This window comes from Fructobacillus papyriferae (assembly GCF_018437225.1).
Taxonomy (GTDB): domain Bacteria; phylum Bacillota; class Bacilli; order Lactobacillales; family Lactobacillaceae; genus Fructobacillus; species Fructobacillus papyriferae.
This window is the reverse complement of sequence record NZ_JAAMFI010000001.1, coordinates 91,153-117,053: the sequence shown is the minus strand read 5'-3', so window position 1 is coordinate 117,053 and position 25,901 is coordinate 91,153. Positions and strand designations below refer to the sequence as shown.

At 46.0% G+C, this 25,901-nt stretch carries 23 protein-coding genes and 2 tRNA genes; 5 read left to right on the top strand and 20 right to left on the bottom strand.

Translation table 11 applies throughout. From position 1 onward, the window contains the following. Positions 1-22: 22 nt before the first annotated feature. Entirely contained in the window at positions 23-349 is a 327-nt protein-coding gene (locus G6R27_RS00620; protein WP_213819156.1) for a hypothetical protein, read from the top strand. Positions 350-447: 98 nt separating this feature from the next. Here the strand turns inward: G6R27_RS00620 and G6R27_RS00615 are convergent, their stop codons facing one another. Together G6R27_RS00615 and upp are read right to left on the bottom strand one after the other, a co-directional pair. Continuing rightward, positions 448-1,875 (bottom strand): D-alanyl-D-alanine carboxypeptidase family protein, encoded by a 1,428-nt coding sequence (locus tag G6R27_RS00615; protein WP_213819155.1) that lies wholly within the window; start codon positions 1,873-1,875, stop codon positions 448-450. A 23-nt stretch (positions 1,876-1,898) separates the two neighbouring features. Next, on the bottom strand, positions 1,899-2,528 hold the full coding sequence (upp, locus tag G6R27_RS00610) for a uracil phosphoribosyltransferase (RefSeq protein ID WP_213819154.1): 630 nt from the start codon (positions 2,526-2,528) through the stop codon (positions 1,899-1,901). Positions 2,529-2,680: 152 nt separating this feature from the next. On the opposite strand from upp, the gene G6R27_RS00605 reads away from it, so the two are divergent. Continuing rightward, positions 2,681-2,753 (top strand) — tRNA-Arg (locus G6R27_RS00605). A gap of 83 nt (positions 2,754-2,836) precedes the next feature. On the opposite strand, the gene G6R27_RS00600 is transcribed toward G6R27_RS00605, so the two are convergent. The 6 genes from G6R27_RS00600 to thrS all read right to left on the bottom strand — a co-directional run bounded on the left by G6R27_RS00600 (position 2,837) and on the right by thrS (position 10,346). Continuing rightward, positions 2,837-3,436 (bottom strand): ECF transporter S component, encoded by a 600-nt coding sequence (locus G6R27_RS00600; protein WP_213819153.1) that lies wholly within the window; start codon positions 3,434-3,436, stop codon positions 2,837-2,839. An 88-nt stretch (positions 3,437-3,524) separates the two neighbouring features. Then, positions 3,525-4,388: a fructosamine kinase family protein gene (locus tag G6R27_RS00595; RefSeq protein ID WP_213819152.1), complete on the bottom strand. Its 864-nt coding sequence runs from the start codon at positions 4,386-4,388 to the stop codon at positions 3,525-3,527. A gap of 210 nt (positions 4,389-4,598) precedes the next feature. Beyond that, on the bottom strand, positions 4,599-6,011 hold the full coding sequence (locus G6R27_RS00590; protein WP_213819151.1) for a nicotinate phosphoribosyltransferase: 1,413 nt from the start codon (positions 6,009-6,011) through the stop codon (positions 4,599-4,601). A gap of 192 nt (positions 6,012-6,203) precedes the next feature. Further along, a complete protein-coding gene (locus tag G6R27_RS00585; RefSeq protein WP_213819150.1) occupies positions 6,204-6,857 on the bottom strand; it encodes a VTT domain-containing protein in 654 nt (217 codons plus the stop codon). A 76-nt stretch (positions 6,858-6,933) separates the two neighbouring features. Beyond that, complete coding sequence (locus tag G6R27_RS00580) at positions 6,934-8,316, bottom strand: amino acid permease (RefSeq protein WP_213819149.1); 1,383 nt, start codon at positions 8,314-8,316, stop codon at positions 6,934-6,936. 68 nt (positions 8,317-8,384) lie between these two features. Then, the gene (gene thrS / locus G6R27_RS00575) at positions 8,385-10,346 is read right to left on the bottom strand and encodes a threonine--tRNA ligase (RefSeq protein ID WP_213819148.1); all 1,962 of its coding nucleotides are present in this window, start codon (positions 10,344-10,346) and stop codon (positions 8,385-8,387) included. A 638-nt stretch (positions 10,347-10,984) separates the two neighbouring features. Between thrS and G6R27_RS00570 the strand changes: the two genes are divergently transcribed. Further along, a complete protein-coding gene (locus G6R27_RS00570; protein WP_213819147.1) occupies positions 10,985-11,446 on the top strand; it encodes a flavodoxin domain-containing protein in 462 nt (153 codons plus the stop codon). Between the two features lie 38 nt (positions 11,447-11,484). On the opposite strand, the gene G6R27_RS00565 is transcribed toward G6R27_RS00570, so the two are convergent. The 3 genes from G6R27_RS00565 to G6R27_RS00555 form a co-directional block, all read right to left on the bottom strand. Continuing rightward, a complete protein-coding gene (locus G6R27_RS00565) occupies positions 11,485-12,207 on the bottom strand; it encodes a YebC/PmpR family DNA-binding transcriptional regulator (protein WP_213819146.1) in 723 nt (240 codons plus the stop codon). Between the two features lie 157 nt (positions 12,208-12,364). Further along, positions 12,365-13,285, bottom strand: coding sequence for a phosphatase PAP2 family protein (locus tag G6R27_RS00560; RefSeq protein WP_213819145.1), 921 nt, complete (start codon positions 13,283-13,285; stop codon positions 12,365-12,367). Between the two features lie 148 nt (positions 13,286-13,433). After that, a tRNA-Leu gene (locus G6R27_RS00555) sits at positions 13,434-13,517 on the bottom strand. Positions 13,518-13,709: 192 nt separating this feature from the next. On the opposite strand from G6R27_RS00555, the gene G6R27_RS00550 reads away from it, so the two are divergent. Continuing rightward, positions 13,710-14,504: a sulfite exporter TauE/SafE family protein gene (locus G6R27_RS00550; protein ID WP_213819144.1), complete on the top strand. Its 795-nt coding sequence runs from the start codon at positions 13,710-13,712 to the stop codon at positions 14,502-14,504. Positions 14,505-14,555: 51 nt separating this feature from the next. On the opposite strand, the gene asp3 is transcribed toward G6R27_RS00550, so the two are convergent. The 7 genes from asp3 to G6R27_RS00515 all read right to left on the bottom strand — a co-directional run bounded on the left by asp3 (position 14,556) and on the right by G6R27_RS00515 (position 23,000). Then, positions 14,556-15,860: an accessory Sec system protein Asp3 gene (gene asp3 / locus G6R27_RS00545; protein WP_213819143.1), complete on the bottom strand. Its 1,305-nt coding sequence runs from the start codon at positions 15,858-15,860 to the stop codon at positions 14,556-14,558. Beyond that, a complete protein-coding gene (gene asp2, locus G6R27_RS00540) occupies positions 15,860-17,398 on the bottom strand; it encodes an accessory Sec system protein Asp2 (protein WP_213819142.1) in 1,539 nt (512 codons plus the stop codon). The genes asp3 and asp2 overlap by 1 nt, the downstream gene beginning before the upstream one ends. Positions 17,399-17,423: 25 nt before the next feature. Beyond that, the gene (asp1, locus tag G6R27_RS00535) at positions 17,424-18,872 is read right to left on the bottom strand and encodes an accessory Sec system glycosyltransferase Asp1 (RefSeq protein ID WP_213819141.1); all 1,449 of its coding nucleotides are present in this window, start codon (positions 18,870-18,872) and stop codon (positions 17,424-17,426) included. Positions 18,873-18,919: 47 nt separating this feature from the next. After that, the gene (locus G6R27_RS00530; protein WP_213819140.1) at positions 18,920-19,753 is read right to left on the bottom strand and encodes a hypothetical protein; all 834 of its coding nucleotides are present in this window, start codon (positions 19,751-19,753) and stop codon (positions 18,920-18,922) included. Next, positions 19,743-21,224: a glycosyltransferase gene (locus G6R27_RS00525; protein ID WP_213819139.1), complete on the bottom strand. Its 1,482-nt coding sequence runs from the start codon at positions 21,222-21,224 to the stop codon at positions 19,743-19,745. The genes G6R27_RS00530 and G6R27_RS00525 overlap by 11 nt, the downstream gene beginning before the upstream one ends. 64 nt (positions 21,225-21,288) lie before the next feature. Then, positions 21,289-22,278, bottom strand: a complete 990-nt coding sequence (pta, locus tag G6R27_RS00520; RefSeq protein WP_213819138.1) for a phosphate acetyltransferase — start codon at positions 22,276-22,278, stop codon at positions 21,289-21,291. A gap of 62 nt (positions 22,279-22,340) precedes the next feature. Continuing rightward, entirely contained in the window at positions 22,341-23,000 is a 660-nt protein-coding gene (locus tag G6R27_RS00515) for a uracil-DNA glycosylase (protein WP_213819701.1), read from the bottom strand. A 75-nt stretch (positions 23,001-23,075) separates the two neighbouring features. On the opposite strand from G6R27_RS00515, the gene G6R27_RS00510 reads away from it, so the two are divergent. Beyond that, positions 23,076-23,828, top strand: coding sequence for an SAM-dependent methyltransferase (locus G6R27_RS00510; RefSeq protein WP_213819137.1), 753 nt, complete (start codon positions 23,076-23,078; stop codon positions 23,826-23,828). A gap of 55 nt (positions 23,829-23,883) precedes the next feature. Here G6R27_RS00510 and cls read toward each other — a convergent pair whose 3' ends face one another. Together cls and G6R27_RS00500 are read right to left on the bottom strand one after the other, a co-directional pair. Then, complete coding sequence (cls, locus tag G6R27_RS00505; protein WP_213819136.1) at positions 23,884-25,335, bottom strand: cardiolipin synthase; 1,452 nt, start codon at positions 25,333-25,335, stop codon at positions 23,884-23,886. 25 nt (positions 25,336-25,360) lie between these two features. Next, on the bottom strand, positions 25,361-25,894 hold the full coding sequence (locus G6R27_RS00500) for an adenine phosphoribosyltransferase (protein WP_213819135.1): 534 nt from the start codon (positions 25,892-25,894) through the stop codon (positions 25,361-25,363). Between the last annotated feature and the right edge of the window lie 7 nt (positions 25,895-25,901).

The following is a 25,901-nucleotide window of genomic DNA, read 5'->3' as shown; positions in this document are numbered from 1 at the left end:
GAAGAGAAAAGGAGTTTCTGCTATGAAGAACTTTTTACTTGGTGTATCACTGTTTGGTAACGCAGCCTTGGCCTACATGTTGTTAAAGGATGACGACCGCGTCGTCGACTGGAAAGAAAAGGCTCAAGACGCTGTCGAAACTGGTAAGGCAAAGGGCCAAGAAGCCCTTGCTTACGGAAAGCAAAAAGCTGCTGATTTGACTGATGCCGGTAAGGACAAGGCCAATCAAGCAAAGAACAAGTTCCATGAAGTTAAGGGACAAGCTGCAGCAAAGAAGGATGACATGAGCGCATCATTGGATGACCAATTGGCTCAATTGAAGGAACGCGCTGGCGTTTCGGACAAATAAATAGTCAAAAAAAGCGAAACCCGATGGTTTCGCTTTTTTTCTTTCACTTCACGAAATCAAAAAGGCCTGACGCTTCGATTCGTCAGGCCTTTTGTTTCTTATGATTGGTAGAAACGCAACCAGTTGCTGCGATAGCCACCTTCGTCTAGCTGTTCCACCATTTCTTTATTCGTTAGCGGCAGGTTGCGTTCGTTTTCACTCACGCCTGTCAAATAACTAGCTTTAATATTAGCCGGAACCGACAAAACCGTGTCGTCATCACTCAAAGATTGGCTATTGTAACGTTTAACTCTGGCAAACGAAAGCTTTCCCGTTTCCGATTTCTTTATCCAATACGTCCGCTTTTCTTTTGTCACCAGTTGCACTTGGCCACCCTTGGCCCAGGCGTTTTTAGTCGTCTTTTGACCAGGAATGGACTGACCAGCATCAATCGACTGATTCTGATAGTGATCAAGCACCTCTGAAACGGCGTCAAGGGTTGCTTGATAACGCTCCTTAGAGTCAGTATAGCGACCAGCGCCAGAAACCACTGTGATAAATTCATGCCCGGATTGGTCTTTAATCAAACCAGTCAATGCGCCACCAGTTTCAGGCGTCGAACCAGTCTTTAATCCTTCAACTGTCAGATTTTTAGGATTATTCAGCTGACTTGCGATTTCTTGTTCAAACTTACCACCTTCAGTCAGTTTGATCTTTAAGTTACTTTCCTCTCCATTTGGCGTATAAACCAAACCACGCTTTTTGTAGAAGTCCTTGATATCTGGGTAGTCTTTAACGATTTGATAAGCTAACATAGCCAAATCACGAGGCGTCGCCTTGTTTTCTGCCGTCTTTTTCGCCGACTTCACCTTGTACGAAAAGGCATCGTCATTAACCTGACCAGCTGCGTTATACCAGACCGTATCCTTTAGGCCGAGCTTTTTTGCCCAACGCTCCAAAAATTCCTGCTGGCTTTCAGACTTCTTTTTAGCAAAGTCCGCCAAGGCTAAGGAAGCATCGTTAGCCGATGTCGTAAACATGGCCGTAAAGAGTTCCTTAACTGTCAACGTCTCCCCTTCTTTGACATCCAAATGGGCATACATGGCCGCATCTTTGTCTGACCAATCCGATGACTTAGTAAACTTAACCGGCGTATCCCATTGGTAATCCCCATCGTCAATTGCTTGCAAAACAGCATAGGCCGTTAACATTTTACTTTGCGAGGCAATGCCGATGACCTGATCTGGATTTTTTTGTCCCAGAATCTGACCAGTATTGGCATCGATGACAAAGGCGTTGCGCGCTTTAACATGGAGCTTCATGGCTTCGCCATCTAATTTTTTTGACGAAGCTTTTATTTGATCACGATTTTCAACATAAGCCGTGCCCACATACCCCAAACTACCAAGAATAAGGATGGAAAGAAAGAGAATGATCACGATTTTTAAAAAGCGTGGGAGTGGCTTCTTTTCTTTTTGCGAGGTATAAGCGGGGCGAAAAGTCATCCCCATTTTCTTTTCTCGTCGAAATGGATTTTTTAAATACATGTGCTGATCCAACTTAATCTTGTCTAATGCGTTCCAAAGAGGCGGTCACCGGCATCCCCAAGGCCAGGAACGATATAGCCTTCGGCGTTTAAGCCACGATCAATTGAAGCCGTGACAATGGTCACATCTGGATGAGCTTCTTGAACCGCCTGAATTCCTTCTGGTGCCGAAACCAACGTAATCAGCTTAATCTGCTTGGCCCCACGACTCTTTAAAGCATGAATCGCATCTTTGGCAGAGCCACCGGTGGCAAGCATAGGGTCAACCAAAAGGACTTCTCGCTGTGCAATGTCTTCTGGCAACTTCACAAAATATTCAACTGGTGCCAACGTCTCTTCGTCTCGATACATGCCAATGTGGCCGACTTTGGCCGCAGGGATTAGCTGCAAAATGCCATCCACCATGCCGAGTCCCGCACGCAAAATTGGAACAACCGCCACTTTCTTTCCAGCTAATGACTGGGCTTTTGTCTCTTCCACAGGCGTCTTCACTGAAACAGTCTCAAGTGAAAAATCGGCAGACGACTCATAGGTCAAAAGCATGGCCAATTCGTCAACAAGGGCCCGAAAGTCTTTCGTACCTACCGCTTCATTTCGAATCATCGTCAACTTGTGTTGAACGAGTGGGTGCTTTACTTCAATTACATCTGCCATTTTTGCCTCCAACGCGCATTTTTATTTAGTGTAGCAGATATTTTTAATAAAACGATGTCAATTGCTTTAAAAAAGGCTTAAGAATCGTTGAATCTTTCCACTGATCGAGAATTGTCTTCTTTTAACTTCTCCGCTATAATAAGAAGTAATTCGCACCCGTAGTTTAACGGGATAAAACGGGGACCTCCTAAGTCTTTGCTCCCAGTTCGAGTCTGGGCGGGTGCATGAAACAAAACTGGCATATCAACGTTTATACGCATTATGATACAGTCAATAAAAAAGTCGCCCACCTGGCGACTTTTTTAGTACTAAAATTTTGGTAAGTGCTTTTGCAATACTGAGCCAATTGCAGCAACTAAGAAACCGTTCACGAAGAACTCAAAGATAAAATTAAAAGCTAAGACTGAGATCAACCAAAAAAGCAGGTTTTCTTTTGGAATGCCATACCCGGAAAGGGGCAAAAAAGAAAGCGACAAAAAGGTCAACAAAATAACCATGGCTGTGTTAATGAAAGCAGACAGGCCGCCCATACAAAACAAGAACAAGGTTGGCTTATTTCGGCCCGAAAAGAAGCGTTTGGCCAAATAACCAATCATAAGCCCCACCAGCAAACGAGGAACAAAGGCCACAAGCGGGTTCGAAAAAAGAACAGAACCAAAGGTACCCGGATGCAATAGCGCCCGAATCCAGGAATAAAAGGCCCAGAAGAAAGCAACAATAAAGCCTGAACGCACGCCCAACAGCACAGCTGAAAGAGCCACTGTAGCTGGCAGAATAACTGCTGATGCCCCAACAACAACTGCGCCAAGTGGCACATAGCCCAAAAACGGCACGATCGACTGCAACAAAATAATGGCGACAAACATGGTGGTTAACACAAATTGTTGATTTTTTTGCTTCTTATTCATGCTTTCTTCTCCCTAAGGTCAATGCTACGAGTATAGTCGTTAGCAAAAAAGCTGTCAACCAGCGCTTTACACAAGTTGACAGCCGTCATTAGAATTGGAGAAGTAAGCGGTTTAAGCGAGGGGCATAGATGTCCCCAAAGCGTACAAAATGCATCAAAATATAGTAAAATTCGTACCACTTGAATCGTTCCTGGTAGCCCTCATCCAATGGATAGGCTTTCTGATAAGCCTCATAAAAGTCTTGGCTAAAACCAGGAAAGACAGCAGAAACCGCTAAATCATATTCTCGATCTCCATAAAAAGCGTTTGGATCAATAAAAACCGGTTGCCCCTTTTCGTCAAACATGAAGTTGCCCGCCCAAAGATCACCGTGCAGTAAGGAAGGCTTGACGTTTTGAACGTGCGCATCAGACAAAATAGCCTGCTTCAAATGTTCAAAGTGATCCCCTCGTTGCGAAAGCCAAAAGCCCTTCTTGATCGCTTGTTTCATCAGAGGTTCTAATCGTTGATGAACAAAGAATTCGCCCCAAGAATCTGACCATGTATTGTCCTTTGGCACAAAATCATAATCATTTGACAGATTAAAGCCAAATTGGCTGCCCTTTGTTTGATGCAGGACAGCAAGGGCTCGCCCTAGATCGCCCTGATTACTTGGCCCGGATTTGACCCATGACAAAAGTAAGTAAGCAAAGCCCTGAATCTCTCCTTGCTTCATTACTTTTGGCACCGTCACATGCTTTTGAAGAGCCTTCAAGGACGCCACTTCGGAATCGAAAAAGTGCCGGTCTTGATACGGTTGAACTTTCAAAAAATAGCGATCATTGCCAGAATAGAGCGAATAGGCAAGATTGACGTCCCCACCGCTTACAGGCCTTAGATCATGTGGGTCTTGTAGATTCAACCGACTCAAAAAGTCTGGTCCGAGTAATGACGTGTTGGCTTTTGACAGCATAAATACCTCCTAGCAAAATAAAAAACAGCCCCCGTCGTTATACGGAAGCTGTTTTGAGCAAATAAGGGCCTTAGGATTTAAACGTTCATCAAGAATAAATTGGTCAAAGGATAAATACATAAGGCCTCGTTTCTTTACTTTCACTTTACCACAGATTCAAAAGTAACGGAAACTTTTCAACCAAAAAAGCTTTCAAAGAAAACCTGACCATTAGCCATTTACGTGACCTAAACTATTCTTTTCTTTCAAAGGGCGGGCGGCACGTTCCAAGACATCATGGACATCCACCGGCGTAATCGCCCCGTTTTCATAAACCGTTTGCAACAAGTCACGACCAGGAGTCTTTTGTGGCACAGTTTGCAGCTGACCAGCATCATCCACGATCACTTTCAGCAAACCAGCCTTCGACGACTTGGTCAAATCAGTCTTCGGTTGCTTTTTAATCTGCAAATCTTCGCCTTCCACCGTGTGCGCATACGCCGCTTTGATCGCAAAGCGCTCTGTATCACGGGTGAAGCCTTCTTGCAGCAAACCACCACCAGATCCAACGACCAGGTTGTCTGTCGACCAACCATGATGGATCAACGCTTCGTATAGCTTGATGATCGTGTCGGCCTTCATGCCATCACCCTGAATCAGACCAACGTTGTGCTTCAAGACCTTGTAGCCCTTCTCGTTGACCTCGGTACCAAAGATGTCGGCCAAAATATCCAAGACGGCCAGATCCATGGTAATCGGATCACCAGAATCAGGACGTAAGACAACGCGACCAGGTCGTTCCTTAATTCGAGTGACCATCGCCTCAGAGCCGACCACTTCACGCACGAAGTGGAAAGTGTCGTAGGAATCAATCACGATCGATACTGGTGCGTCGTCAGGCGTCCGGTCCAACTGGGCGTTCAAATAGTCGAACTCACCCTGACCGGAACCGTAGGCCGTCGCCACGGAGTGTTCCGTTGCCCAAATCGACAGGGCGCGACCAGATAGACCGTATACTTCTTTAAAATAATGGGAAGCGGCCAAGTTATCTGATCCACGGAAGTGCAGCAAGTGCGCGGCCCCACCGCGCTGACCCGATTCCAAAGAAGTGGCGCCGCGCAGGCCAAAATCGTTGACCATCAAAGGCAGCGCGTCGACCGATCCAGTCTTTTCGACCAGTGGCAGCAAGCGCTTTTTGATATACAGCGAGTTGGTGGCAATCGTCGTTGGGTACCAAACATGCATCAGCATGACTTCCAAGGCGTTTAGGGACGTGGCGAACCAATCCTCGGTCGATTCGATCGTGAACAAGGCCGTTCCGGTTGGCACTTCCAAGCCTTCTGGCAAAGCCTTAATGCGAACTGGGAAATAACCCAAATCGCGGACTTTTTCCCAAACCGAACGGTTGAAGTAAGCCTTGGTGCCAAAAGTCTCTTCGGAAACTTTTTCGGCCTCGTCAATCATCTCAGTCGTGACCTTGGTTTGGAAATAGTCGTGTAGAATCATCGACATCCCAAACCAGGAAACGGTTGGATAAAGACCACCGACACGGGCTTCTCCGTACGAGTAAAGCTTGTTAATGTTTTGTGGATACTGCAAGTGGTGCGTTAACTTGTAAGCATCCGTTGCTAGAATTAAGTTCATCCTTTTTCTCCTCTTTGTTTTTATGCAGAGCCGCAGATGGATAAACGCTCTGTTTGCTGTCCTTTTCGTTGTTTAGAAAAAGGGCTTGCACCCATTATAACTGACTGCCCGCGTTTTTTCGACAAGAATGAAACTTAGCGCACAATAAAAACGGCTTCTCTCTTTAGAGAAAAGCCGTTTTTATTCATTTGCTTATTTTTTCTTGGCCAAAAGTGACTTCGAAAGTGCAATGATCGAAGGCAAAAGCGTCACGAAGACGATGCCCAAGATGATTGCTGAGAAATGCTCAGCCACGAATGGGATGTTTCCAAAGAGTGCACCCGCACCAGTCATCAAGAAGGACCAGGAGAAGGCGGCAATGAGCACGTATTCGATAAAGCGCCTTGAAGAAAAGGCTGACAAGCCGGCGACAAAGGGAACAAAAGTACGGATAATGGGAACGTAGCGCCCCATAATCACCGCGACACCGCCATGCTTTTGAAAGAATTGTTCCGCTTCTTCAATGTTTTTTGGCTTGATCAAAACCGAGAAAGGCTTCTTTTCAAGCAACGGACGCCCACCTTTTCGGGCGATCAGGTAGTTCGTGATGTCGCCAACCACCGCTGCGATAAAGAAAACAATCATGAAAACCCAATGGTTCAAACCGGCCTGTTGCCCGGCTGGTGTCATCGAAATGGCCCCCGCAGCAAAAAGAAGGGAATCACCTGGTAAGAAAGGCAGAACAATCGCGCCCGTTTCCACCAAAATAATGGCAAACAAGATTAGGTAAGTCCATGGGCCAAAATGCTGAACAAGGCTCGCGATATGGTCATCGATGTGCAAAATAAAGTTGATCAGAAAAGACATCCAGAGTCTCCATTCCATTAATACAGTCAGTGTTTGGCCGCCAGTGGCGAACCATTTCAGTCATCAAAAAGAAGACCTAGTCTTTTACGACAGCTTCCTTTGGTTGGAAGGAGGAAATGAATCCAAAGACGACCAACCAAATCGTAGCGCCGATTGCCGGAATTCGTGACGAATCGTTAAAGAAGAGCGTCACATAGACAAAGACAAAGAACAATGCAGCCAACGGTACCAAAAGCTTTGGTGCTTTCACCAAGAAGCCATCTGGCATGTAATCAGATGACTTGCGGTAGTGCCAGTATGCCCAAAGGATCATAATATAGATCATCAAGAACAGATCCGTTGCAGCAGAAGTGACAAAGACGAAAGCATCTGAAATAGCTGGAATCGATGAAATCACCGCTGAACCAACAGAAATCAGAGAGGAGAAAAGCAAGGCTTTGGCTGGCAAGCCACGCTTTGACAGTTTGGCAAAGGGTTGCAAGAACTTTGCCCGAGACTCTTTAGCCAGTGAGTAGAAGTTACGACCCGTTGAAAAGAGAATCGAATTGAAAGAAGAAGCGGCCGCCGTCAAGACAACAAAGTTAATGATCGCAGCAGCGCCCTTCAATCCAACTAACTCAAAGACCATAACAAATGGCGATTGATGTGCTGGAATCTGCTTCCATGGGTAAATGGTCATGATAACAAACAAGGCGCCAAGGTAGAAGAAAAGCACACGGAACGGAATTTGGTTAACCGCCTTTGGCAAAATTTGACGCGGATTCTTCGTTTCAGCAACCGTCATTCCGATAAATTCCATCCCCACAAAGGCAAACATCACCATCTGGAAGGAATTAATGAAGTTCCCCCAGCCATTTGGAATCAGGCTAAAATCGTGGAAAATATTTCCAAAGGAAACCGTACCGACCGGTGTTTGAAAGTGGCCAAAGGCCATTATCAAACCAGTCGCGATCAAGGCCAAAATGGCAATAATCTTGATCATCGAGAACCAGAATTCCATCTCACCAAAGAGTGACACGGCAATCAGGTTAACACCTGTCAAAGCAGCCAAGAAGATCAGCTGAATCAGCCATTCCGGCATGCTTGGGAACCAAAACTGAACGTATTTTCCAATGGCGGTCAATTCAGCCATACCAAAGAAAATGGTCGTCAGCCAGTAGGACCAGCGAGCAAAGAAACCGACCCGGTTTCCTAAATACTTCGTCATGTAGGCAATAAAGGTTGGTTGTGATGGATCTTGATAGAGCATCTCACCCATGGCGCGCATCATGACAAACATCATGGCCCCAATAATCGCATAGACCAGCAAAATACCAGGTCCTGCAAAATGGATGGAGTTTCCAGCACCCATGAAAAGACCAGTTCCAATCGTTCCACCAATGGCGATCAACTGGACGTGGCGGTTTTTCAACCCCTTGTCTTCTTTGGGCATTGTATTCGTATTCATTTCTTGTGACATATTCTTCCCCTTTTACGGATAGGAAGAAGACACTTAGCGCCCCCTAAGTGTCTTCAATCATCTCTTTTTTACTTCTCTTCAGGTCGTGAGTAACGAGCAACGTCCGCCAAGACTAACTGCTTGAAGTCCGCTGCAGGCATTGCTTCCGTTTCTTGTTGACCGTAGCGACGAACCGTTACCGTACCGTCTGCTTGCTCGGAATCACCGAGAACCAAGGTGTATGGTACCTTCTTCGTCTGTGCGTCTCTTATTAAGTAACCCATCTTAGCCGAACGATTATCAATGTGGGCACGCAAGCCAGCATCTGCCAAATCCTTTTGGATCTTCTTAGCATATGAACCGTGTGCTTCGGCATTAACCGGAATGATCTGCACTTGCAAAGGTGCTAACCAAGTTGGGAAAGCGCCCTTGTAGATTTCGATCAAATAAGCCGTGAAGCGTTCCATCGTACCAACGATCCCACGGTGTAGCATCACTGGGCGGTGGTTATCTTGGCCGTCTTCGCCAACATAAGTCAAGTCGAAGCGTTCAGGCAACAAGAAGTCCAACTGGATGGTAGACAACGTTTCTTCACCACCCAAAGCCGTCTTCGTTTGAATGTCCAACTTTGGCCCATAGAAAGCAGCTTCGCCAGGTGCTTCGAAGTAATCCAAGCCCATGTCGTCCATGGCCCGCTTCAACTGAGCTTGGGACTTTTCCCACATCTCATCGTCGTCGAAGTACTTTTCCGTATTTTCAGGATCGCGGTAAGAGAGACGGAAACGATAATCCGTAATATCAAAGTCCTTGTAGACGTCCATCGTCATCTTCAAGATGGACTTAAATTCTTCTTCTAATTGGTCAGGTGCAACGAAAGTGTGGCCATCGTTTAGCGTCATTTCACGAACACGTGAAAGACCAGTCAAGGCACCAGACTTTTCATAACGGTGCATCATGCCAAGTTCAGCAATTCGCAACGGCAAATCACGGTAAGAACGTGGCTTGTGCTGGTATACCGAAATGTGTGATGGACAGTTCATTGGCCGCAATTCAAGGAATTCGCCATCCCCCATGTCCATTGGAGGGAACATATCTTCACGATAGTGGTCCCAGTGACCAGAAGTCTTATAAAGATTCAAGTTTGAAAGCACTGGTGTATAGACGTGCAAGTAATCGTTGGCCAATTCCTTGTCGACAATATAGCGTTCCACTTGGCGACGGATCGTCGCTCCGTTTGGTAACCAAACGGGCAAGCCAGAGCCGACCTTTTGGCTGGTAAAGAAGAGGTCCAGATCACGACCAATGTTACGGTGATCGCGTTCCTTGGCTTCGGCCCGACGCTGCAAGTCTTCTTCCAAATCCTTGGCGTCCCAGAAGGCCGTTCCGTAAACACGTTGCATGACATTCTTTGATGAATCGCCGCGCCAGTATGATCCGGCAACCGAAACCAACTTGAAGTGCTTGATCCAACCAGTGGATGGTACCAAGCCACCGCGGTCCAATTCGACGTGCTCACCTTGAACAGCGACCGTGATTTTTTCACCTTCTGGTAAATCATTGATCAGTTCGATCTTATAAGGATCGTCCTTGAAGGTCTCAAGCGCCTCGTCTCGACTGATTTCGTGTGACAGGATTGGCAAATCTTCTTTGACAATCTTTTTCATCATCGCTTCGATTTCAGCAAAGTCTTCCACTGACACCTGGTTTCCAGCCCCGTTATCTGTATCGTAGTAGAAGCCGTTTTCAATGGCAGGACCGACACCGAAGTGAACGTTTGCAAACTTTGGCAAACGACGCATCGCTTGCGCCAACAAGTGGGCCGCTGAATGGCGAAGAATTTGCAAGGCTTCGTCTTCCCCCTTTGTGATCAAGGAGAAATCGCCTGACTCTGTCATGGCGTCTTGCATCCCGACGTATGAACCGTTTAGCTTCGCTGAAACGGACTTTTTGGCCAATGATTTAGCAATTGATTCTGCCACTTCAATTGGCTTTACCCCTTCTTCAAAGGACTTCTTCGCCCCATCGGGGAATGTTAAGGTAATTTCTGCCATTATCCTACCTTCTTTCTTTTCTCTATTGCTGATTGAAACAATGGGTTTGAACGAAAAAACGCCCCTCGTGCAAAACTTGCACAGAGGGACGTTAGACCGTGGTACCACCCAATTTTCCAGGCCAAGGCCCAGACTCGAAAAACACGTAACGGTGTTACCCGGGCAAAGTTTCATCACTTACTTCTTCACCATTCCGAGGTAGTCTAGATTTGCAGCCAGACCGACTCACACCAACCGTCGGCTCTCTTATTCTGACCTTGCAAAGGAAGTTGTCCTCATCAGCAATTTATTGATCTAATTATGGCACATTTTAAAAGAAGTTACAAGTTTTACTTGTTGTCTTCCAAAACCTGAGCCAATGCTTGACGCGCCATGTCATCATGATCCAAAATACCATGATCATAAACGTTTTGTAATGCCGCGATTTGTTCTTTTGATAAAGCCATGTGCTCGCCTCCAAGTATTTTTGACTATTATATGACAGCAAAGCCGAAAATGCTAGGTATTTTAACCGATTCAAATTAAAAAGATCCGCCTGTTTTCTGTATAAAACCGCCCACTTAATTTTTAGTAGAAGATCACGTTTTCCTCTTTTCTTGTATAATGATAGGTAAGAAAACGATAGAAGGAGACACAGAATGGCAGATAGCAAATTGCGCGCCCAGGTCGTCTTTGCGACCATCACCGGAAATAACGAGGCCGTCGCAGATGATCTGGTCGCGCACTTAGAAGAACGGGGTGTCCTGGTTGAAAAAAGTGAGATCTCACAAAGCGAACCCGAAGACTTGGCCAATTATGATCTAGCCTTTCTTGTCCCCTACACCTACGACGAAGGTTCTTTACCAGACGAAGGCTTGGACTACTTTGATGACCTAGCTGATGTACGTTTAGACCATCTCGTATACGGTGTTGCCGGTTCTGGCGATACTTTTTACGAAGACTTTTATTGCTTGGCATTAGACAAATTCGAACAACAAATGGAGAAAACGGGCGCAACCAAAGCAGCCGATCTGGTTCGCATCAACCTTTATCCATCCCCTAAAGACAAGGAGCGACTTGCTCATTTAGTCGACCAAGCTGTTTTAAAAGTAACGGCATAAAAAAAGAAGGACCGTTGGTCCTTCTTTTTTTATTAAACTTATTCAGCCGTCGTGTAAACAGCCAAAACGTCTTCGTTGTCTTCTAATTCATCGACCAACTTGTCCAACTTTTCGCGATCTTCATCTGAGATGCTCATTGGGTTTTGGGCGATCATCGTTACTTCGGATTCTGCCAAGTCAAAGCCTGCTTCAGTCAAAGCTGCTTCGACCGTTTGGAAGTCGCCGGGAGCCGTGAAGATTTCAAAGGCTTCGTCAGAAGTCTGAATATCGTCTGCACCAGCTTCCAAAGCAGCTTCCATCACCGTGTCTTCATCCAAATCTGGGTTTTCTTCGCGATCGATGGCAAAGTAACCCTTGCGATCAAATTGGAAGGCCACAGAACCAGACGTTCCAAGTGAGCCACCAAAATGCTTGAATGAGTTACGAACGGATGAAACCGTACGGTTGATGTTATCCGTTGAGGCTTCCACCAAAACAGCTACACCAGCCGTTCCGTAACCTTCATAAGTCACTTCTTCGAACTTAGCGCCACCAGCACCAGAAGCCTTATCCAACGCACGTTGGATGTTGTCCTTTGGCATGTTGGCTGCCTTCGCCTTATCCACTACCAAACGGAGGGAGGCGTTCATTTCTGGATCAGCACCGCCAGCCTTTGCTGCAACATATAAGTCGTGCGCAAGCTTTTGGAAAATCTTTCCACGCTTAGCATCTTGGGCGTTTTTACGACCTTGAATGTTATGCCATTTACTGTGTCCTGACATTGTGTCTTCTCCTTAAATTTAAAATCCTAATTATTGTAGCAAAGTTCTTGATCGATTACTAGTGAAAATAAAGGCATGACCCCTGTTTGAAGAAAGCGCATAAAAAGTCGCCAGCTCTGCCGGCGACTTTTCTGTCATGAATTAAAAAAGAAAGGGCTTAAGTCTCTGATTCAACGAAATGGGCGCGTAACAGCCTGGATATCAACATCACATACGAGAACACGATCAGACTCGCTGCTGTCACATCCGAAAGCCAGTGAGCCCCATAACGGACTCGACTTAAAGCAATGGTTATTGCTAAAGTAACCGTGACAATCAGGAGCAAGGATTGCGCTTTCCGCCAAGAACGAGGTAAAAAGAAGATCAAATAAACCAGTAACCAGCCGGAAGTCGTGTGTCCAGATGGAAATGAGAAATGACCATTTGACCCATTTGGCTGCCACCAAGGCGTAAACTGACTCATTTGTTGATCCATCTGAAATGGACGGTAGCGACCCCAATGAAGCTTAAGATCACCAATGGTTAAGGATACCAAGAAGACTAAGACGATGCCAAAAACAGCCGCTTTCAACAGGTATCGGCGTTCTTCTTCACTTCTTTTTTTTAGGTAGAAAAAGAAAAGAAAAGACAAAAGCACTGTCATGACAAAGGCACTGCACCATTGAATGAGTTTAGGGTCCTCAACACCTATGATATCGCCATTAATCAACTGAGCCAATGTATAGGCAAAGTACCCTTTTAAAGAAAAGAGAATCTGATTCATCGAAAGAATCAAAAAGACAGCCGTGATTAACAAGCGTTGTACCCGACTACCATTTGAAAAAAAAGTTGCCCAAGCGATCAGCTGAAAAGAAGAAAAAAGAATGATGTTAGGGCCTCGAATACCATATTCTTGGAAGAATTGGCCGACTGCAGATGAACGGTCCATCACCCCCTGACTAACGCTTCGATCATAAAAGCTAGCCAAAAGTAAAACTAAAAACGCGAGCAGATAAAAAACAGCGAACCCGATTTTTTCACCATGTGTGGCCTCAAAATTCCGACTTTGGCTGTCCTGTTGTTGAATCCTTGTCTTCATGAGTGTGCCCCTTATTCTTGATAAGCTCATTATATAATGAGAAAAACAAGCTGCACAGGGACGCAAAGGGGCAATTTGTCTCATACCGCTATAATTTTAAAGCAAAACAAAAAAGGCAGCCCAATCGGACTGCCTTTTTACTCAATGATGCCGCTGACAGGAATCGAACCTGCACGGAGAAATCTCCATACCGACCTGAACGGTACGCGTCTGCCAGTTCCGCCACAGCGGCATTTAAAACAATAATCATTATATCGTCTATTGGGTCATCTGACAAGCCAAACTTCAATGGATTTTAACCTTGTTGGCTCTCTGTGGGTCGCTTGCAGGATCAGCTTAAGAAGCCTATACTAGAATCTGATATTTAGAACATTTACAAGCTGACAGACAGCGATTTCATTACGATTAGGGGTATAAAAAAAACATGACCGATTACGTTCAACAGTTCCTCTTTCTTCTACCAATGGGCATCTTGGCCGGCATCGTGTCAACGACTGCCGGGCTAGCCTCTCTCGTTTCATATCCAGCACTTTTGGCGGTTGGTATCCCGCCGCTTTTTGCAAATGTCACCAATACCGCCGCCTTAGTCATGACCGGAATTGGCGCAACCGTTTCTTCCCACAAAGAACTTGGGGAACACAGAAAAGAATTGATTAAGATTTTACCCTTTACGATCGGCGGTGCCATCATCGGTGCCTGGTTGCTGCTTGCAGCACCGGCTTCAACTTTTGAAAAAGCCGTTCCGTTTTTTGTTTTATTAGCTGGTTTACTCTTGCTTTCACAGGTCAATAAATCTAAGACAGCCGAAACAAATTTAACTCGTGAGGATTCAATTGAAAACGACGGCAAGCATCCCCTTTACCGTGTGATTGTCTCGATTGGTATTTTGTTGGTCGGGATGTATTGCGGTTATTTCGGCGCTGCCGGTGGTGTGCTCTTGCTTGCGATTTTATCAGCGACAACGACCATGCCCTTTGCTTCCTATAATGCGTTAAAGAACCTGTCACTTGGGGCGGCCAACTTGATCGCCACTGTGATTTACCTCTTCTCGTCGCACATTTATTGGCCCTTGGTCATCCCCCTTGGGATCGGCCTTTTCATCGGTGGTTGGATTGGGCCACACATCGTGCGAATCATCCCCGAAAAAATCTTGAAGATCGTCATTTCACTTGCAGCTGTCGGCTTAGCCGTTGATCTATTCGTTAAGGCTTACTTCTAAAGTAAAAGTTAAAAAAAACGACCAGATTTGATGGTCGTTTTTTTAATATCCTTAGGAACGATTTTTGGTAAAAAAGTCTTGTAAAAGTTGTGAAGACGACGGTTTTTCTTCCTTTTTCGTCTTGTCCAACTGGTGCTGACGCAACCCATGCCGATGAGAAGAGCGTTTCAAAGTACTTGAAGACACCGTGATGTTTTTTTCATCACCAGGGTCTCCTTTCTTTTTCTTTGGTGCCTGCTTTTCTTGTTTTTCTTGCTTTTCTTGTAAACGCTTTGCCTTCTTTTCTTCTGCGCGAGCCGCCTTCTTTTCTTCTTCAGCAGCGGCTTTTTCCTGAGCTTTTTTCTTTTTTTCCGCTTTTTTATCAACGGGCCAGGCAGGATAAGAAAGGGAGCTAAGCATTTCGTCTGCGACCGTCGGCGCCTGTAATTGACTAGGTGCTTTTGATAGGCTAGCCGTTTTAAGGACAGCTTCTTCTTCCAAACGAAGGTCCTTGATCTTTTCTGGCAATGAAGCGATAAAGTCCGCCAAGCCTTTGGAATGACGACGATACCCCGAAGGCAACTTTAGATCCGCTTGCTTTGGGATAACTGCTGTCGCCCCCTTAACCGCCTGACGATACAATAGCGCCGTTAAAGCAGAGATTGGTCCATAGCCGACAAATTCGACATCCTTTGCCTTCGCCGCCTTTTTAGCCTGGTTAATCACCTCAAGGACGCGTTCGTCATAATAGGACTGACAATGCATCAGATCGGTTGCCAAGTACAAAACCGCTTGTGGCGATGGCTGCATCCGTTTTTTGGGATAATCCATCGTATCAAAGACCGGTTCTTTAAGTACCACTCGCAAGGTCTTTTCAGTCAAAACCTCTGGTAATTCTAAATAGGCAGCCAAGTGATCGCTAACGGCTTGGTCCCCATCAAGTAAAACACCATCAACAACCGGTGCCAACTGAATTTCTTTAAACGTAAACGAACCAGTACCCGCAGAACGTAGTTCAATTTGGTAACTTTCATAGCCTTCTGGAACAAGAAAAGTATCTTCCGGACTATTTTGAAAGTGTTGACTAATCAATTCTCCTTTTTTGTCAAAGAAATTCCAAGCCAAGTAGGCACGCATTCGAGCCGAATTGTGAATCAACATTTTCGAGCGGTAACGCCGCTGCTTTTCTAAGCGCGGCAGTTGGCCAATCCGTTTTTCTTGAAAGTAGTTGGCCGAATCCGTCCACGAAACGATGGTTTGACCAGACGGTAAGAAGTAGTTTTGGTAAAACACTTCGTCTTCCTTGATAAAGTCGACCACTGCCCCTTGCAATTCATGAAGTTTTGTTTTTGGCGTCCAATAAATTTGACTTTGCATTAATGACGCCCCCCTCGCAGCTTATCGGCTTCTTTTTGGATGGCCTTTTGAATAAAGGCCGTCATTGCCTGTATTTTTTCTTCATGCCGCCCATTTTCTTCTTGGTGGCGAACCTTAGCCTGATTTTCCATCAAGTAGGCCAGCAACTCTTGCCCGGCTGTCTGATCGTACTCATCTTGCTTCATGGTAAAAAGTGCTACCCGCGCATGTGGCCAATCAATTTTGTCAAGCGCTTGCCAAATCTTTTGATCGAGCTTTGTTGTATCAGCCGGATCCAACCGCCCAGTCAGCAGTTGGCGGATATCTAAAATCCAATCGTGATTGATCCCCTGATGTGCAAAAGCACCCTTGCCCGTAAAAGAGCCAAGATGAATAATCGGTTTTGCCAAAACCAGGTGACTACCCTGCATTTTCCCTGCATAGTACATGGCTGGATAAGAGCCCATCGAGTAACCGGTAAAGATGGTTTCATCCACGCTCTTTTGCAAGCTTATCTGAGCTTCGCGGATTCGAGATTCGACCAGCGATTCAAAAGCCTCGTTGCCCACCATAAAGGCGCCGCCCTGCGCTCTCGTATCAGTGAAAAGTAAATATGGATAACCCAACTCGTCGAGAGGTCCCATCATTTCAAACCCTTCCACATGAAGCCGAGTGCCCGCAAAGCAGACCACTAAAGGCCCCTTCTTCTGGCCTGGATTAAAGTAAGTGTGGATCTCTTGTTGATCCTTTGTCAGCAAACGTTCGCCCCCGGGCAAGAAATACCCCAAACCATGACGGGAACGCCGCTGATGTAAATTCTTCAAGGAGAGCGTTCCCTTCCCTTTAGCCAACAATAAGATTTGGTAATCCTGGTAATCCTTCGGTGCGCGAACCGTTGGTAACTGCCTGGCATCTGGATTTTCAAAAACCTTCATTGCCTGCAAGCCACCGTTTTCAAAAAAAACAAAGGAAAGCGCCAGTTCAACTGTTCCTTTGGCTTCATAATCCATAAAGAGCAGATTTTCTTGACCGGGCTGAAAATCACCTGGAAAAGTTTTGATCGTTCCGATCTGTTCAAAGCGATCGCCAAAATCACCCGAGACCGTCGTCATAAAGCGACCTGACCGTTTCCAGTGCCAGGCGTAATTGTCTTCTAACTGGAACTGGCTTTCAGACATTCGACTAGCAAAGCCCGCTTGACCCAGATAAAGGTCAGTCAAAATGCGATCGGCAACTGCCTTTGGCGTCTGCTCTTCCAAATGAATCGCCAAACGGGTGGCCAAGGCGTTTTGGATAGCGGGTGTGCAATCGATGACGTTTGCCGTATAAAGTACGCGGTGAGCAGGCCATTCTTCAATTTGCCGGGCCAAAATACTTGAATCCAAGACCGAATCCGTCAACAAGACGTAATCATAAAGTAAGGCATTCGGCCTTTCTTGCCGAGCCAAAAAAACGGGCAGATCGACCGTTTGACAGTGTTTAAAGGTCAATTGTTCCGATTGGCTAAAAGCGGTCCAATCTTCTTGACCGATTTGTAAAATGGACATGGAAGAAACCATGGGTACTCCTTAAAGATAGTAAACATTAGTCCTGCAATAATCGCTGATAGACCGCCAGCAAATTGGCTTCTTGCAGGTTTTTGGCCTTTTCCAAGACCATCTCGTGCTGCTTTTGCCAATTGTCTGCCAAAAGCAAATCTGCGATCTGCTCGGGTAGCTGCGCTACGGTCTTTTGACCAGTAGGTTCTTGCACGGAATAAGCCGTCTGCACAGCGGTAATAGACGGCAGACCAAGCGCCACTGTTTCAGCCAAAGCCGCCAGGTCAGGCTGCAACGAGCAATCGATGAAAAGCGAAGCCGTTTGTAAATACTGCAGGCGGTAATCCAAATTTTGCCCAGGCAAAAAAACAAAGTGCGCCTTCAATTGCAGTAATTGTTCGTCTGTAACATCACCTTTTTGCCCGTCAATTAACCGATCCAAAACAGCTGGCAAGGTCATTGGAACCGACGTTCCTTCAAAAATGACCGTTCGATTATCGTCTTCTAAGACAAAGTCTAAGGACTGTTTTAAGATGGTTTCTTGATCGTCTTGGCCAAGGTCACCCAACTGATAATAGAGAATTGTTTCTCTTTTCCGCTTTAGAGGGGCCCTGAAAAAAACCGGGTAAGGGGCAATGAGTTCCTCAAAAAAGGCAGTTGGTATTCCCGCTGTTTTCTCTTTTTCTTGCTTTTTTATTCGGGTTGCTGGTCGCTGACTCTGCAACAAAGTCACCTCTTTAGCCAAGCTCGTCCAGTCGGCATAAAGTCCCTGAACCGGTGCCTGCCCGGTCCAAAGAAAAAGCTTTGCCAGGTCAACTCGCTCAGCCAACTGACGGTTCAAGTAAGAATCGGCAATAAAGGCCTTTTGCGGGGCTTTTGCCTTCAAATAAGCCACCGTCACATCCAAAATCAAGTCGTCGATTTGTGGATAATTCTTTTCTTGACCATCTGGTAGCAACGCTTTGACCCGCCCCGTCAGATAGTCTTGTTCAGCGACCACAGCTCCTGCTTCTGACAGGTACGACTGCTTTTTCAACCGGCCATCCTCATAGTCCAAGACACGGGAAACAAAGCCGCGATCATCAATGGTCAGCTGTTGGACCAACTTTCCTTTTTCCAGTAAATCAATCCGGTCAATCTGATCAGCATTTGGATAGGCGAAAAAAACATTGGCATACTGACGCATGTTAGATAACACAACCACACGGTCAAACATGCGAACAAATTGCGCATCCTTTGGCCAAGTCAAATCAGCTAACTGCATGGGGTGCTGAGTCTTTTTTTGTACCCGTTGCAAAGCATCAAAAGCAGACCAGTAGGGCAACGCTTCTAAATCCAAAGAACGGGCAACCGTCCGCCACTTTGGCAGATAACTAGGCAAAACCAAAAAAGGATCAGCAACGGCCTTTAGCTGCTGAATAATGGTTTTGACTTGATTTTCTTGCTGGCTGACCATGAAATTATCAGGCCAGGATGGAATTATAACAAATGACACAATTATTTCCTCGTTTTTTTAGTGACGATCAGCTGATCAGAAAATGCTTAAAAGCTTTCCACTCGTAACTTATCGGTTGGCACACCAAGCTCTTTAGCTCTTTGATAGTCCAATGGATTAACTTTAACGGTTTTTACGGGGTGGCTTGGATTTTGTAAAATCGTCAACACGTCTTTTGGAATCTTTTCATCTTGCGTAAACAAGCCTTCAGGCAAAGCTAAAGTCGATGCCTTTGCGATGGTCGAAAGGATCCCCGCTGAGGTGATTTCAACTGTCTGGTCTTTAGCATAAACAGCAAGTAAATCCTGCTCAGCCGCCTCATAGCTTGGGTACTCGTCACCGTTGACCAAGGCAAAATTGCGCCGGCCTGAAAAGTAAAAATCCGACCGAAGCGCACGCTTTTGGCCAAAATAAAAGTCAGATTGAAGAAGCGAAGCACGATTAAAGTACTGTTTAGCAAAGAGCTGACCACTTCTTAGAAAAATCTCTTTTCGGCTGATTTGCCCATCTTGATCGAGCCAAGCAATCGCTTGAACCAAGTAGTAGCTATCCGCAAAGAGCATGACATCTGCAATCCGCTTGCCAGCAGAAGACAGATTGACCGTCCCATCATCACCTAGATGAATTCGTCCCTGGTTGGGCACGAAAAGATCAAAGAGGAACTGTCCATCGCCATCTGGCCAGTCGGACAACAATTGTTGGCTGGCCATGTCAAAAACACGATCCAGTGGTAGACCCAAAACCTGACAAATGTTTTTAGCATCTTCGTGTGGCTGAAACAATAATAAGCGGTCGGCCAACCCTTTTTTGACTTGCTCAATCTGCCAATTAATGGCCGGTTTGGCACGTTCATCTAAAGACGTAATCAGTTCAAACTTCATGAGCTTCCTCCAATAGTCTTTGCCAGTCTGTTGAAACCGAAGCTTTCGAAAAGTCTGCTGCCCGCTTTAAAGCACCAGTTGACAAAGAAGCCAGCTGCTTTTTGGCCTGCAAGATCGCACCGACCATCGCTTCAACATTATCTGCAATAGCTGCTTTATCAGGACGAAAATCAACCAAGAAACCGCTTTTGCCATCTTGAACAAGTTCAGCTGCCCCATAAATATTTTTGTAAGACACAACTGGGACACCTTGGGCAAGGGCTTCGAGATAGGTCAAGCCGAATCCTTCCGAATAGGAAGCTGAAAGATAGAGATCGGCTTTTTTTAGAACATCCGGCAAATCTTGGCAGAAACCGGCCAAAGTAACCGTTCCGCTTAAGCCCTGCTCTTCAATCAACTGCTTTAACCGCTCTTCTTCTTGCCCTGTTCCATAGATTGAAAAATCAAAGGCGACACCCTTTCTTTTCAAAGCCCCCGCCGCCAGAATTAACTGATCAATATGTTTTTCTGGGTGCAAACGAGAGGCGGTCACTAACTTCAATGGCCGGGAGTCATCCTTCGTTGAGATCACCGTTTTACTTGCCCGTGAGCGAACAAAGCCAACGGGGATTGCCCGTACTTTGTCTCGTTCTTTTTTGTCATAACCCAAGTCCTTCAGATTACGTTGTAGCGTTTTTTGCTGTTGTGTGGTTGACACCACCACTTGATCGTAAAAGCTCAGGTGGTTGGCCAAATATTGATAAAACTGATTAAAGACAAGGCGCGTTTTTTTGCCATGGTAAACCGAAAAACGGTGGTCGGCATGCACCACTGCAATCAACTGATCCATCGCAAAACGATCGCGATTGGCTACCAAATACTCGTCATAGTCCAAGCCGCGGTCAAGGAAGTAATTACTCTTTCCAAAATGCTTCTTCAAATCAGCCAAGAAAAAAGACAAAAGATCATAAAAGTTCTCGAAATAATAGTTCTGACCCAAAAAATTCGTCAACATGATCGCCGTCATCTCACGCCGACCATCAACATGTCGAAAGGACCAAGACAAGGTCCGGTCGCCTCTTGATAATTCAACTTGGGCATCCGAAACAAGGAATAGTTGTTTCCGCTCGCTCCAGACTTTTTCCTTCATCCGTTTGATGAGGTAGCCAGAAGTCGCTTGTTCAATCACTAAACGGTTCGTCTTAGTAAAATCCGAGAGCGTGGTCTGATCATAGCGCACCAGCTCTTTTCTTAACATTCCCCGATCCAAATAACGAGCTGGCTCTGCCGCCATTAAATAATCGTACAAATTCAAGACATTCGTCTCTTCAAGCTGCCATTCTTGCATGTGCTCATGCAATTTAGGCAGCAGATCAGACAAGATCAATTTAGCTGGTTGACCAATCGAATCAAAGGCTTCAAGGCGGTAAAATTGTGCATTCTCGACCCCGGAGTTACTGTGACCCATTCCTTTATTTAAGAAAAAATTCATCAAAGCCCTCCTGAACGCAACTTGTCATCGTCGCTCACTACCGCTTTTCCTTTTAAAACCGTTTTTAACGCGCGTTTTGTACCTGAATAGCCGTGATAATCGCCACCTTGTAAACATCTTCTTCAGAACAGCCGCGTGACAGGTCTGAAACCGGCTTGGCCAAGCCCTGCAAGATTGGTCCCATGGCTTCAAATCCACCTAAGCGTTGCGCAATCTTATAGCCGATATTGCCAGCTTCCAAACTTGGAAAGACAAAGACATTGGCCTGTCCGGCAACCGCCGAATTCGGTGCTTTAGATTGACCAACAGAGGGAATCAAAGCAGCATCAAACTGTAACTCGCCATCAATCCGGTCGGCCATTTCTGGAGCCATCTCCTTGGCCAATTGCGTCGCTTCTTTAACCTTATCAACCATTTCACCCTTGGCCGACCCTTTCGTTGAGAAGGAAAGCATCGCAATTTTTGGATCAAGGCCAAAGGCCTTTGCCGTTTCTGCGGATTGCAACGCCACTTGAGCCATTGTTTCCGCGTCCAATTCAATGTTAATGGCACAGTCTGCAAAGACATAACGTTGCCCATCTTTTTGCAAGAAGAAGGCCCCTGAAATCCGCTTGGAAAAAGGAGCGGTCTTGATTAACTGCAAAGCAGGTCGAACCGTATCACCAGTTGGGTGAGAAGCACCAGACACCATACCGTCAACCTGCCCCATTTGGACCATCATCGTCCCAAAGTAGTTGACATCTTCAAGCCAAAGCTTTGCTGTCGCTTCGTCGGTCTTTTTGTTACGGCGCTCGACCAAGGCAGCAACCATCGCTTTTTGATCCGCTTCTAACTGCTCTTTTGGATCCAAAAGAGTGACTTGATTCAAGTCAATCCCATTTTCAAGAGCCGTTTTGTCGATCGCCTTTCGATCACCCAACAAAACCGGGGTAATCAATCCTTCTGCTGCCAAACGGACAACGGCCCCCTGAATCCGCGCATCTTCTCCTTCAGGAAATACGAGCCGAATCCCTTTTCCTTGTACCTTTTCTTTCAACTCATCAAATAAGGCCATACCTGCTCTCCTTTAACGTTTTTACTTACCCTAAATTATAGCAAAAAAGCCGACAGTTCGACTCATTCTAGCCAGTTAATTGGCGAAAGTGAAGCCTTTTTTAAGAAATCATTGCTCCTTGAAAACGGCCGTGAGCCAAAAAAACCACGGTAAGCAGAAAGTGGACTTGGATGGACCGTTTGAATAATCAAATGGCGTCTTTCGTCAATGAGCTTTGCTTTCTTTTGGGCGAAAGCTCCCCAGAGAATAAAGACTTTCGGCTTCGAATCGGCCGAGGCCAGGGCAATGGTTTGATCCGTCAACTGCTCCCAGATTTTCCCCTGGTGTGCGTTGGCTTGAGAATCCTTGACGGTCAAGACGGCGTTTAACAGCAGTACCCCCTGCTTTGCCCAAGGACTTAGATCCTGATGGCTGCGGGCTTGGCCTAAGTCGTTCTGGAGTTCTTTTAAAATGTTGCGCAATGACGGCGGTGTTTTCATACCGTCTGGCACCGAAAACGAAAGTCCTTGGGCTTGCCCCTTCTGATGGTAGGGATCTTGACCCAAAATAACAACTTTGACCTCTTCTAAAGGCGTCATTTGGTAGGCTGCAAAGACGTTTTCTCGTTCTGGATAAGTCGGACTATCTGCTGCATAGACGCGGTCCATAAAGGCTCGTGCGGCTGGTTCATATGATTGAGGTAAGGACAAAGCGAGTTTTTGGTCCCAGCTCGAATTGGTCAGATGAAATTCCACCATGGTATACTTACTCCTAGAAGATTTGCTGTCTCTACTGTACCAAAGAGGCGTTTCGAAACCATGACAAGGGAGAAAAAATTGCTGACGATTGACCGCTTACAATCGCTTGAAAAGCACTACCAAAAACAGCCAAAGGCACTGAAACGACTACAGGCCGTCAAATTGACGTTAACTGCTTTAAAGCAAAAGCAACTCCCCCAAAAACCGCTTCCACAACTGCTCTTTTCAAAACGGCAGCTGGAACGAGATCCCGCTTTGCTACCCCTTGATGAAGCGATGTCTGAATTGCGAGAAACGTTAATCCAAACCTATGGCATCTGGTTTTTGCCAAATCAAGCCTTTGTCGCCGACTTGAAGGCTTATCTAAATGGTCGTGCCGTCATCGAACTTTGCGCAGGCAATGCCGTACTGTCAGCCGCTTTGCAAGAACTTGGCGTGGACGCCCAGCCTGTTGATAATCTAGATTGGCAAGGTCAAGACAATGAAAGGCCCAAACCTTGGACAGCCGTTACTCAGGCTGACGCATTTTCAACGGTTACAAAAGCCATTGCATTCAAAAAGCAATTTCCAACCGGAGATCTGCCCCTCTTCCTCATGGCCTGGTCGCCAAATGAAAACGAACTCGATTGGAAAATCTTGAAAGTCCTCCGCGCCTCTGGCCTTTCCTTCGATTTTGTAGTTATTGGTGAAAAAAATCAAGCGACAAACTCAAAGCGTTTCTGGCAGCAGGCTGAACTAACCAAACCCATTGAACTAAATGCTCATTATCAGGCGTTTGATGCTTTTCAAGACGCCGTTTATCAAGCCCACTAAGTGTGGCTAACGCTGCTTTTCATGAAACCTAAAAAAGAGCCTTTCGGCTCTTTTTTTATAGAATGGGTGCCAAAAGACGTGAGGCTACCTGTTTGAATCGTAACCAGCGACTTTGCTTAGCAAAAGATTCGATACTTTGTTGACTCGATTGTTCCATATCCTTTTTATAGGTCGAGGCCAGGGTTGATGCCACCTCCTCGTCATATAAGAAAGCGTTGATTTCAAAATTTAATTTAAAGGAACGAAAATCAAAATTGGCTGAACCAACCGACGCCAGGTCATCATCCACCACCATCGTCTTGGCGTGTAAGAAGCCGTTTTGGTAGAAGTAAATCTTCACACCATCCTTAACCAGCTCCGAAGCAAAATACTGTGTCGCCCGATAGACAAACATATGATCTGGCATGCAAGGAAGCATAATCCGAACATCGACGCCAGAATTGGCCGCAATCCGCAAAGCATCAATCGTCGAATCGTCTGGAATAAGATAGGGCGTTTGGATCCAACAACGCTTTTTAGCCAGTTGGATCAACCGAATATAGCCCATTTTAATCTGTTCATCATCTGAATCAGGACCGGAGGTAACAATCTGTAGATCCGTTTCGCCCGCTGCTTTTTTAGGAAGTGCCGGGAAGTAGTGGTCGGCTGTGACGACCATCGGTTTTTTCAAGGCCGAGGCGTTCCAATCCAAGAGGAAGTGGGCTTGTAGGTAATAAACCGCACTTCCCTCGATCTTCAGATGGGTGTCCCGCCAGTGACCAAATTTCTTTTTGCGGCCTAGATACTGATCGCCGATGTTAAAGCCACCGACAAAACCAATCCGACCGTCCACCACCACGATTTTGCGGTGATCACGAAAGTTCAATTGAAAGTTCACTAAGTTGAAACGGCGCTTTAAAAATGGCGCTGCATGACCACCAGCAGCGGTCAATGGTGCAAAGAAGCGAGCGGTTGTCCCGGCCGATCCCAATGAATCATATAAAACGTGGACTTCCACTCCAGCCTGAGCACGCTCAACTAAGATATCTCTTATCTCATGCCCCAGTTCATCTGAATAAAAGGTGTAAAATTCCAGGTTGATCGTTTCTTTCGCCTGGCGCAAGCTTTCTTTTAACCAATCAAAGAAGGCTTGACCGGACGTCAATACCTCGACATCATTGTTGCTAGCTAAAGGCGTCTGGTTGATCCGTTGAAAAAGTGTGACGAGTGAACGCGCAGAACGGGGTAAACGAGCTACCCGGAGGTCGACATCAGGATCAGGGCCAGCGGCCACCCGCTCCTGAATCTTTTTTTCCATCAACGAGGCATCTTGTCCCTGAAAGGCGAACAGTCGTTTGGCAGGTAATTTACGACCCGCAAAAGAATAAATCACAAAACCAACCACTGGCATAAAAATCAACACTAAAATCCAGGCCCAAGTCGCGGCAATATCGCGGGGTTCACGGAAAACCGTGAGAACGGCCAGAATCGTGTTTAGTGTAATAATAATCGACAGTGCATCGGCCATAAAATAGCCCTTCTTTGTTGTTTTCTTAGTATTCCATCAAAGCCAGGAATGGCACTTCGCCAGCTTCCATAATCTTTTCACGGCCATGGAGCGCTTCCAATTCAATGATGAAAGCAACACCGGCCACAACGCCACCAAGTTCTTCGATGATCTTACGAGTGGCGTTAATCGTGCCACCCGTTGCCAATAAATCATCGACGATCAAAACCCGTTGGCCAGGTTGGATCGCGTCTTCGTGAATTTCCAATTCGTTAACGCCTCCGTACTCCAAGGTATAAGACGCTGAAACTGCCTTGCGTGGCAACTTTCCAACCTTACGAGCGGGCACAAAGCCAACACCCAAGGCATAGGCCAAGGGCGAACCGACGATGAACCCACGTGACTCGGGTCCAGCAATCAAGTCAACGTTCAAATCATTAGCGAATTCCTGAATTTGGTTAATCGATTGGCGGTATGCCGCACCATTGCCCATCAAAGGTGAAATATCGCGGAAAGTTACCCCCGCTTCAGGATAATCTTTCACGGAGGCCACGTAATCGTGTAAATCAAGTTTAGTCATAGTATTC

What these genes read in the sequence shown, in the direction of transcription:
- asp3 (WP_213819143.1), bottom strand. Translation starts at nt 15,860, where the DNA reads ATGCAAAGTCAAATTTATTGGACGCCAAAAACAAAACTTCATGAATTG.
- G6R27_RS00565 (WP_213819146.1), bottom strand. Translation starts at nt 12,207, where the DNA reads ATGTCAGGACACAGTAAATGGCATAACATTCAAGGTCGTAAAAACGCC.
- G6R27_RS00590 (WP_213819151.1), bottom strand. Translation starts at nt 6,011, where the DNA reads ATGAACTTAATTCTAGCAACGGATGCTTACAAGTTAACGCACCACTTG.
- G6R27_RS00510 (WP_213819137.1), top strand. Translation starts at nt 23,076, where the DNA reads ATGACAAGGGAGAAAAAATTGCTGACGATTGACCGCTTACAATCGCTT.
- pta (WP_213819138.1), bottom strand. Translation starts at nt 22,278, where the DNA reads ATGGCCTTATTTGATGAGTTGAAAGAAAAGGTACAAGGAAAAGGGATT.
- asp2 (WP_213819142.1), bottom strand. Translation starts at nt 17,398, where the DNA reads ATGGTTTCTTCCATGTCCATTTTACAAATCGGTCAAGAAGATTGGACC.
- G6R27_RS00580 (WP_213819149.1), bottom strand. Translation starts at nt 8,316, where the DNA reads ATGTCACAAGAAATGAATACGAATACAATGCCCAAAGAAGACAAGGGG.
- thrS (WP_213819148.1), bottom strand. Translation starts at nt 10,346, where the DNA reads ATGGCAGAAATTACCTTAACATTCCCCGATGGGGCGAAGAAGTCCTTT.
- G6R27_RS00525 (WP_213819139.1), bottom strand. Translation starts at nt 21,224, where the DNA reads ATGAATTTTTTCTTAAATAAAGGAATGGGTCACAGTAACTCCGGGGTC.
- cls (WP_213819136.1), bottom strand. Translation starts at nt 25,335, where the DNA reads ATGGCCGATGCACTGTCGATTATTATTACACTAAACACGATTCTGGCC.
- upp (WP_213819154.1), bottom strand. Translation starts at nt 2,528, where the DNA reads ATGGCAGATGTAATTGAAGTAAAGCACCCACTCGTTCAACACAAGTTG.
- G6R27_RS00585 (WP_213819150.1), bottom strand. Translation starts at nt 6,857, where the DNA reads ATGTCTTTTCTGATCAACTTTATTTTGCACATCGATGACCATATCGCG.
- G6R27_RS00530 (WP_213819140.1), bottom strand. Translation starts at nt 19,753, where the DNA reads ATGAAGTTTGAACTGATTACGTCTTTAGATGAACGTGCCAAACCGGCC.
- G6R27_RS00620 (WP_213819156.1), top strand. Translation starts at nt 23, where the DNA reads ATGAAGAACTTTTTACTTGGTGTATCACTGTTTGGTAACGCAGCCTTG.
- G6R27_RS00570 (WP_213819147.1), top strand. Translation starts at nt 10,985, where the DNA reads ATGGCAGATAGCAAATTGCGCGCCCAGGTCGTCTTTGCGACCATCACC.
- G6R27_RS00500 (WP_213819135.1), bottom strand. Translation starts at nt 25,894, where the DNA reads ATGACTAAACTTGATTTACACGATTACGTGGCCTCCGTGAAAGATTAT.
- G6R27_RS00600 (WP_213819153.1), bottom strand. Translation starts at nt 3,436, where the DNA reads ATGAATAAGAAGCAAAAAAATCAACAATTTGTGTTAACCACCATGTTT.
- G6R27_RS00560 (WP_213819145.1), bottom strand. Translation starts at nt 13,285, where the DNA reads ATGAAGACAAGGATTCAACAACAGGACAGCCAAAGTCGGAATTTTGAG.
- G6R27_RS00615 (WP_213819155.1), bottom strand. Translation starts at nt 1,875, where the DNA reads ATGTATTTAAAAAATCCATTTCGACGAGAAAAGAAAATGGGGATGACT.
- G6R27_RS00595 (WP_213819152.1), bottom strand. Translation starts at nt 4,388, where the DNA reads ATGCTGTCAAAAGCCAACACGTCATTACTCGGACCAGACTTTTTGAGT.
- G6R27_RS00550 (WP_213819144.1), top strand. Translation starts at nt 13,710, where the DNA reads ATGACCGATTACGTTCAACAGTTCCTCTTTCTTCTACCAATGGGCATC.